This window comes from uncultured Metabacillus sp. (assembly GCF_947503125.1).
Classification (GTDB): domain Bacteria; phylum Bacillota; class Bacilli; order Bacillales; family Bacillaceae; genus Metabacillus.
This window is the reverse complement of the sequence record NZ_CANNCR010000051.1, coordinates 23,089-29,321: the sequence shown is the minus strand read 5'-3', so window position 1 is coordinate 29,321 and position 6,233 is coordinate 23,089. Positions and strand designations below refer to the sequence as shown.

Sequence of the window (6,233 nt, the reverse complement as noted above, 5' to 3'; positions counted from 1 at the left end):
TTCTTTTAAAAACTTAGAAATGTAATTAATTTTTGATTAAATGCATGACCTGAGAGAAGGTATGAATAATTCAGGATAAAAGTTTTTACAATACGAGGTGACAAAAAGAGGTGAAAAAATGGAACAAAATAAAGAGCAAATTGCAACATGGAGAAGTTTTTTATTACTATATAAGTTTGCCTTAGATGAAATGAATACAAAACTTGAAATATTAAATGAGGAATTTGAATTTTTACACCATCATAATCCAATTGAACATATTAAGTCCAGGTTAAAGGAACCAACAAGTATAATAGCAAAGCTGCAAAGAAAAGGCTTGGCGATTACAACTGAAGAAGCAGCCAAACATATTCAGGATATCGCCGGGGTCCGAATTATTTGCTCTTTTGTATCAGATATTTATAAAATCCTTAATATGATTTCCAGTCAGGATGATATTAACGTATTAAAGGTAAAGGATTATCTTAAAAACCCAAAGTCTAATGGCTACCAAAGTCTTCATTTATTAGTGGAAATTCCAGTCTTTTTAACAAATCGAACAGAATATATAAAAGTTGAAATACAAATACGTACGATCGCCATGGATTTTTGGGCTAGCATAGAGCATAAGATTTATTACAAATATGATAAGGAAGTACCTGAATCATTAACAAATGAATTAAAAGAAGCAGCCGAAATTGCTTACTATCTCGATATGAAAATGAAAAGAATTCATGATGAAATGATGATGTATAAGGTGAAAGACAAGTTAAACGAAATCCGTGTTATTGTGTAATGAACGAATTCAGCATTTATAAAACCCTCATACTTGCTTAGGTATGAGGGTTTTAATTGTTTAAAAATGATTTTTGTTTGGGGTTGATTCATAAAGGGTAGGAACCTAATAAAGATATCACGATTTAAACTGCAGGAGGCATGAAAGATGGTGATGAAATGGAAGAAGAAATTTTTTCGTTGGAGGAATGGCTGCAACAATGACATTAGTCGGACTAGCTGGGTGTGGGGATGAAATAAATGAAGCAGAGAAAAATGTGGATAAAGCGAAAGAAGTAAGTGACGAATTAGAAAAAAATATGAATGATGCAGAACAGGAGCTGCAGGAAAATGGAGTCGGAGATGGTGTAGATCAGGATAACGGTCCTAGTGACGGTGAACAAAAAGACGTGATAGATGATGAAAATAAAAATACGGAAACCAACTAGTTAAGGTTTGAGTAAAAATGAAGGGGGATTGAAATGATTAAAACCTATTATGTTTCAGTTGAAGCGGAGGATATCCAAGAATCCAGATTGGATGATCATATAATCTATTATGAAATTAATGCTACACATGAGCAAATCCAGGAAATCAGAAAGATTTTACGGGAAATTACTAAAACAGAATTAGATCCCAAACCAATCCTAACATCGTTAAATGAAGAAAATGGAATAGAACATCGGGAAGAACAGGATCAATTAATAAAAACCTTGTATGAAAAAATTTTTCAGCTTGGAACCTCAGAAACAAAACAGGAGCTCCGATCATTACGAATTTTAAACCATCTTCACTAAAGAAGATGGCTGTTCTTTGTCGTCATCAAAAAAAGAGTAGTAATTATACTACTCTTCAAACCTTACACAAAGCTAATTAGCTCATTAACGGCTTTAAAAACCGTGAAGCTGATGCTTTCCGTCCTCGCCGGTATGCTGGTATTGAGATGAACAGCTGCTGCTTTGCACGCGTCATCGCAACATAAAGTAAACGCCGTTCCTCTTCTAGAAATTGATGATTTCCTTTTCTGGCTGAGTCAAGAGCGAAATCATGAGGAAGGGATCCATCAACTGCCCCTATGATATACACATGTTTAAACTCAAGACCCTTTGAGCGATGGATCGTCATGAGTTGAACCCCGTCTTCCGTTGAATCCTTGCGGCCCTTTAATGCTCTTTGAGTCAGCATCATGTGATCAGCATGCTCAAGGAATTCCTTTACGGATGAAAATTTCTTTAGGATAACTTTTAAATCATTGAGGTCATCTGAACCTTTGTCCATTGCATTTCCTTCATTTCCTTGTTTTTTTACGTAGTCATGAAAACCAAGTTCTTTTTCTATGATGTGCAATGCCAAACCTGGTCTTTCATTTTTTAATGTGCTTATTCTTGGGATGATTTTTTTAAGTTTGGCCATTTGGAAAGCTGGCAATCCATTTAAATGCAGTAACGCCTCAACAAGTGAACAATCGTGGAGAATGGATAAAGCTTTGACATCATTAAGAGCAGATTGCTTTAAAAATAAAGCACGGATGATATCGCTAACTGCTGCGGTATCATCAGGATCAACACTTAGACGCAAATAGCTTAGAGCCCCGCGAACCATTTTTCGTTCATAAAATGAACTTTTCTCATTTTCAACGACAAATGGAATACTAGATTGAACAAATCGTTCAAAGATTGCGCGTCCGCCTGAGTGTGTTCGATATAAAATCGCAAACTCATCAGGATTCGCACCGTCTGCGATTTTTTCCTTAATATCATTTACAATCATCGTTGCTTCTTCCTCCTCATCATATGGGAAGAAGCAGACAGGTAAATGATCTGACTGAACCTGAGCATACATTCTTTTGGATAACCGCTTTTTATTTTTGGAAATCACTTCATTTGCTGATGAAACAATATGATGATCTGAACGATAGTTTGCTGAAAGGGTAATAATTGTTGCATCAGGGTATTCCTCTTTAAAATTTAAAATGAAGGAGGGCTCACTGCCTCTAAAACTATAGATCGTTTAATCATCATCACCAACGCCGCATAAATTATTCGTATGATTTGATAAGAGTTTAATAAGATGATATTGAACAGGATTAATATCTTGAAACTCATCAATGAGAAAATACTGAAACCGATTTTGATAGGCCTTAAGCAAATGCGGATGATCCTTGAGCATGTCATAGCATTTGACAAGCATATCGTCAAAATCAAATTGTCCGCGACTAAGCTTTTGTTTCTCATAATACGTGTAAAGTTTCAGTACTGTTTCTTCCCAGTCGTCATTAGGGGAAATATCATGTGGCGATTTCATCGTATTTTTCCAATAACCGATTTGCTGAAGCGCTTGGTCAAAGGGAAAATCCTTTTCGTCAATTGTCATTTCCCTGCATGTTTGTTTCAGGTAGGCCTCTTTTTGCCATTCCCATTTAAGCAAATGCTGACCATTCCATTTTTCACGGTCATGATGGAGAAGCATTTTATAAAAGATGCTGTGAAAAGTGCCAATGACAAGCTGGTTTAATTGTCAAGCTGACTTTGTTGCGTTAGTTTTAATCCGTTCATGCATTTCTCTGGCAGCCTTAGCTGTAAAGGTTACAAGCATCATCGATTTCGGATCGATTGATTTTTCTTCCATCATATAGAGTGCTCTCGTTGTTAGGACACGGGTTTTTCCGCTGCCTGCACCGGCTAAAATAAGCAGCGGGCCATCGATTGTCGTGACAGCTTTTTTTTGCTCATTATCAAGCGGTATTCCGAGCAAGGATGAAGCTGGCTGGGATTTTATGATGAAAGGTGTCCTGCCCTTAAGAGCTGCTGGAGGGCGCCACTCGCTCACAAGCGGTTTTTCAGTTGCAGCAATCGCTCTTGATTTCGGAAGACGGAAACCGCTATGCTCCATATAGTTACTTTCCATAATAGAATGCTGCGGTGTTAGGTTTGATTGAGTTGAAGGGTGGGAATCCAGTTCATTGCATGTTTTGCCATCTTCCTTCATCACATGGTAGAAATGGGGCTGCTGGTTGATGCCAATATATAGTTTCACAGGCTTGCCACAAGCCTTGCATGTTACGTCATTTTTTAAGCTAGCCTCATAGATTCGTTGATAATCCTCTCGAGGCAAAGTGGTTAGAGATAGCTCTAAATCTTTCATTCTCGCATGTTTCAAGATGATCCCCCTCCCAGAAAAGAATTTCTTGCATCGAATATGTATATATAAAAATGAAGCAGGGTTTGTAAGGTATAATCGATAAATAAAATTATGAAGATTAATTTCTATATTTCGCAGATCATTCATATAAAAATTAGCGACAAACACTATCTTATCAGAATGAGACCTTATCGAAAAGGTAAATGTAGAGGAGAAGGAAAGGAAGGAGAAGCAAAAATGGGGTATATCCTACCAGTCCAGCATGATGCCTACATCCAATATGCAAACAGATCTGTTCCTATGCAACAGCATTATTCACATACTTATCCTATTGCTGCAGTGCCATCCGCTAAGAAGGAATTAAAACAACAGCGATTAGCAATACGTCATGATCAAAAAATAAAAATTAGAAAGACGAATAAGGATTTCGATTCATTTTCCGGAAAAGGGCAGTTTATAAACGAATATGTCTGAGTATAAAAGGAAGGGTGACATCGTCTCTGTCACCCTCATTAAAATGTTTGAACATGCAGCCCTTCCCCTTCAAGCCATTCAGCATATAAGACTTCCTTAACATTAAGAATATTTTGCTGTTTAAGCTGCTGCTCTAACCAGGTTAGATTAAAGCCTGCTTCCATGAGATTATCTTTAATAATCTTACCGTCACTTATAAATGTAATTGGCAGGTGTACCTGATCAAGATTGACCTGTAAATCGCCTTTTGTCGGTGTTTCATAAGAAGGCTTTTTTAAGATGCTGACTGTTCCATCTGTTTCTAAAATCGCATACTCCAGTTCGCGAATGGAGAATGCACCTTTAGAGCGAATGAGATGCTGAAGCTGGTTGATATCAAGCTTGTTCTTTTTCAAGCTTTCTCTTATGATTTTCCCATTGCGTATGATGATTGATGGTCTACCCTCTAATAAACCACGTGTGCTACTCCACTTTTGTGTAATGATCTCTAAGATGTAAATAAGCAGTCCCCATATAATAACTGCATAAATAATTCGAGATACACCAACCTTTTCATCATATATCGCATTTCCGACAAGCTCTCCTAAAACGAGTGCCGAGATGAAGTCAAATGTGGTAATTTGGGTGATCTGGGTTTTACCTAAAATCCTTGTCAAGACAAAAAGGGAGACTAAGCCTAAAACTAATTCTACAGTAATTTGTGCATAATGCATGAAATAACCTCCATCAGAGACACCGTTGCAAATAGTTTTTTCCATTTTCGCTTATTCTATCCATTTAGATAGAGGAGACTATAGGATGAAAACCACATAAAAACGAGCTTGGATAACCAAACTCGTTCGTAAAGAGACTATGAAATTAATGAGTATATTTAATCATAGTGACATGAGGAATTCCTGCGTCCATAAACACGTCAGATACCGTTTCATATCCTAATCGTTCATAAAAAGGGATGGCATGGGTTTGCGCATTTAACTTTAACTTAGTAACGCCTTGAGCGGATGCTATTTCCTCCAACTTTAATACGAGCAGCTTTCCGGCACCTTTTTTCCGGCTTGATGAAAGAACACAAATTCTCTCAAGCTTGCCAATCCCATCTAATACACGAACACGTGCAGCGCCAGCTGGCTTCCCATTATCATATAACACAACATGTGTTGCTTCATCTTCAAATTGGTCAATTTCTTCTTCTTCAGGTACCTGCTGTTCATCGACAAATACGGTTCTTCTTACTGAAAATGCATCCTCGAGTTGTTCTTTTGTTGTTACTTGCTGTACATTCAATTAATTGCAATCCTTTCCGAGTAAGAATGTTTCATGAACGGTCCAAGAGCCGTTTTCGAGTTCATATAATAAATGGAAGCGATTAACAACTTCCTCATGAGTAATATTAAGCATTCGCAAACTGCCAAGCACATCAGAATGCTCATCATCAGATAAGTTTTGCCCGATTGTTATATGAGGGACAAAAGAATATTCAGGCTGGCTTTGTAAAACGCCGCGATGAAGCTTTTCATGCAAGGCTTGAAGCTCATCGGTTGGTTCCACTTTTAAATAAATGACATTGTTAACAGGTGCAAAGGAGCTAACCTTTTTAATTGAAAGGGTTAAAGGTGAGGCTTCCTCTGCGATTTTTCGAAGCTCTCTTGTGATCTGTGTCAATTCTTCATCTGTTGCTTCAAAAGCTGTCTTCAGCGTTACATGCGGCGGTACAAGCGCATAGTGTGTATCATATCGTTTTCTGTATGAATTTGCTAAATCCTGTAGCTTTTTTGATGGAAAAAGGGCAATTCCGTATTTCATGTCCTTCCCTCCTAGATCATTCTTTTAATGTTAGTATATCAAAATTTCAAAAATAAACATAT

General features: G+C 37.3%; 7 protein-coding genes and 1 pseudogene. 4 read left to right on the top strand and 4 right to left on the bottom strand.

The window, feature by feature from the left end; all coding sequences use genetic code 11:
• Window positions 1-118: 118 nt before the first annotated feature.
• From Q1B07_RS21365 to Q1B07_RS21355, 3 genes are all read left to right on the top strand, one after another.
• Entirely contained in the window at window positions 119-775 is a 657-nt protein-coding gene (locus Q1B07_RS21365; protein ID WP_299093937.1) for a GTP pyrophosphokinase family protein, read from the top strand.
• A 187-nt stretch (window positions 776-962) separates the two neighbouring features.
• On the top strand, window positions 963-1,202 hold the full coding sequence (locus Q1B07_RS21360; RefSeq protein ID WP_299093936.1) for a hypothetical protein: 240 nt from the start codon (window positions 963-965) through the stop codon (window positions 1,200-1,202).
• A 33-nt stretch (window positions 1,203-1,235) separates the two neighbouring features.
• The gene (locus tag Q1B07_RS21355) at window positions 1,236-1,550 is read left to right on the top strand and encodes a hypothetical protein (RefSeq protein ID WP_299093935.1); all 315 of its coding nucleotides are present in this window, start codon (window positions 1,236-1,238) and stop codon (window positions 1,548-1,550) included.
• 76 nt (window positions 1,551-1,626) lie between these two features.
• On the opposite strand, the pseudogene Q1B07_RS21350 reads toward Q1B07_RS21355, so the two are convergent.
• Window positions 1,627-3,912, bottom strand: a pseudogene (locus Q1B07_RS21350) (ATP-dependent helicase).
• 219 nt (window positions 3,913-4,131) lie between these two features.
• On the opposite strand from Q1B07_RS21350, the gene Q1B07_RS21345 reads away from it, so the two are divergent.
• Window positions 4,132-4,368, top strand: a complete 237-nt coding sequence (locus Q1B07_RS21345) for a hypothetical protein (protein WP_299093934.1) — start codon at window positions 4,132-4,134, stop codon at window positions 4,366-4,368.
• A gap of 38 nt (window positions 4,369-4,406) precedes the next feature.
• On the opposite strand, the gene Q1B07_RS21340 is transcribed toward Q1B07_RS21345, so the two are convergent.
• The 3 genes from Q1B07_RS21340 to Q1B07_RS21330 all read right to left on the bottom strand — a co-directional run bounded on the left by Q1B07_RS21340 (window position 4,407) and on the right by Q1B07_RS21330 (window position 6,171).
• Complete coding sequence (locus tag Q1B07_RS21340; protein ID WP_299093933.1) at window positions 4,407-5,081, bottom strand: DUF421 domain-containing protein; 675 nt, start codon at window positions 5,079-5,081, stop codon at window positions 4,407-4,409.
• 145 nt (window positions 5,082-5,226) lie between these two features.
• Window positions 5,227-5,652 carry a GNAT family N-acetyltransferase gene (locus Q1B07_RS21335; RefSeq protein ID WP_299093932.1) on the bottom strand — a complete coding sequence of 142 codons (426 nt, stop codon included), beginning with the start codon at window positions 5,650-5,652 and terminating at the stop codon, window positions 5,227-5,229.
• On the bottom strand, window positions 5,653-6,171 hold the full coding sequence (locus Q1B07_RS21330; RefSeq protein WP_299093931.1) for a YjcG family protein: 519 nt from the start codon (window positions 6,169-6,171) through the stop codon (window positions 5,653-5,655).
• Window positions 6,172-6,233: the final 62 nt, after the last annotated feature.

Excerpts from the sequence above, each read along its gene's own strand:
- Q1B07_RS21330 (WP_299093931.1), bottom strand. The coding sequence starts at position 6,171 with ATGAAATACGGAATTGCCCTTTTTCCATCAAAAAAGCTACAGGATTTA.
- Q1B07_RS21360 (WP_299093936.1), top strand. The coding sequence starts at position 963 with ATGGCTGCAACAATGACATTAGTCGGACTAGCTGGGTGTGGGGATGAA.
- Q1B07_RS21355 (WP_299093935.1), top strand. The coding sequence starts at position 1,236 with ATGATTAAAACCTATTATGTTTCAGTTGAAGCGGAGGATATCCAAGAA.
- Q1B07_RS21340 (WP_299093933.1), bottom strand. The coding sequence starts at position 5,081 with ATGCATTATGCACAAATTACTGTAGAATTAGTTTTAGGCTTAGTCTCC.
- Q1B07_RS21345 (WP_299093934.1), top strand. The coding sequence starts at position 4,132 with ATGGGGTATATCCTACCAGTCCAGCATGATGCCTACATCCAATATGCA.
- Q1B07_RS21365 (WP_299093937.1), top strand. The coding sequence starts at position 119 with ATGGAACAAAATAAAGAGCAAATTGCAACATGGAGAAGTTTTTTATTA.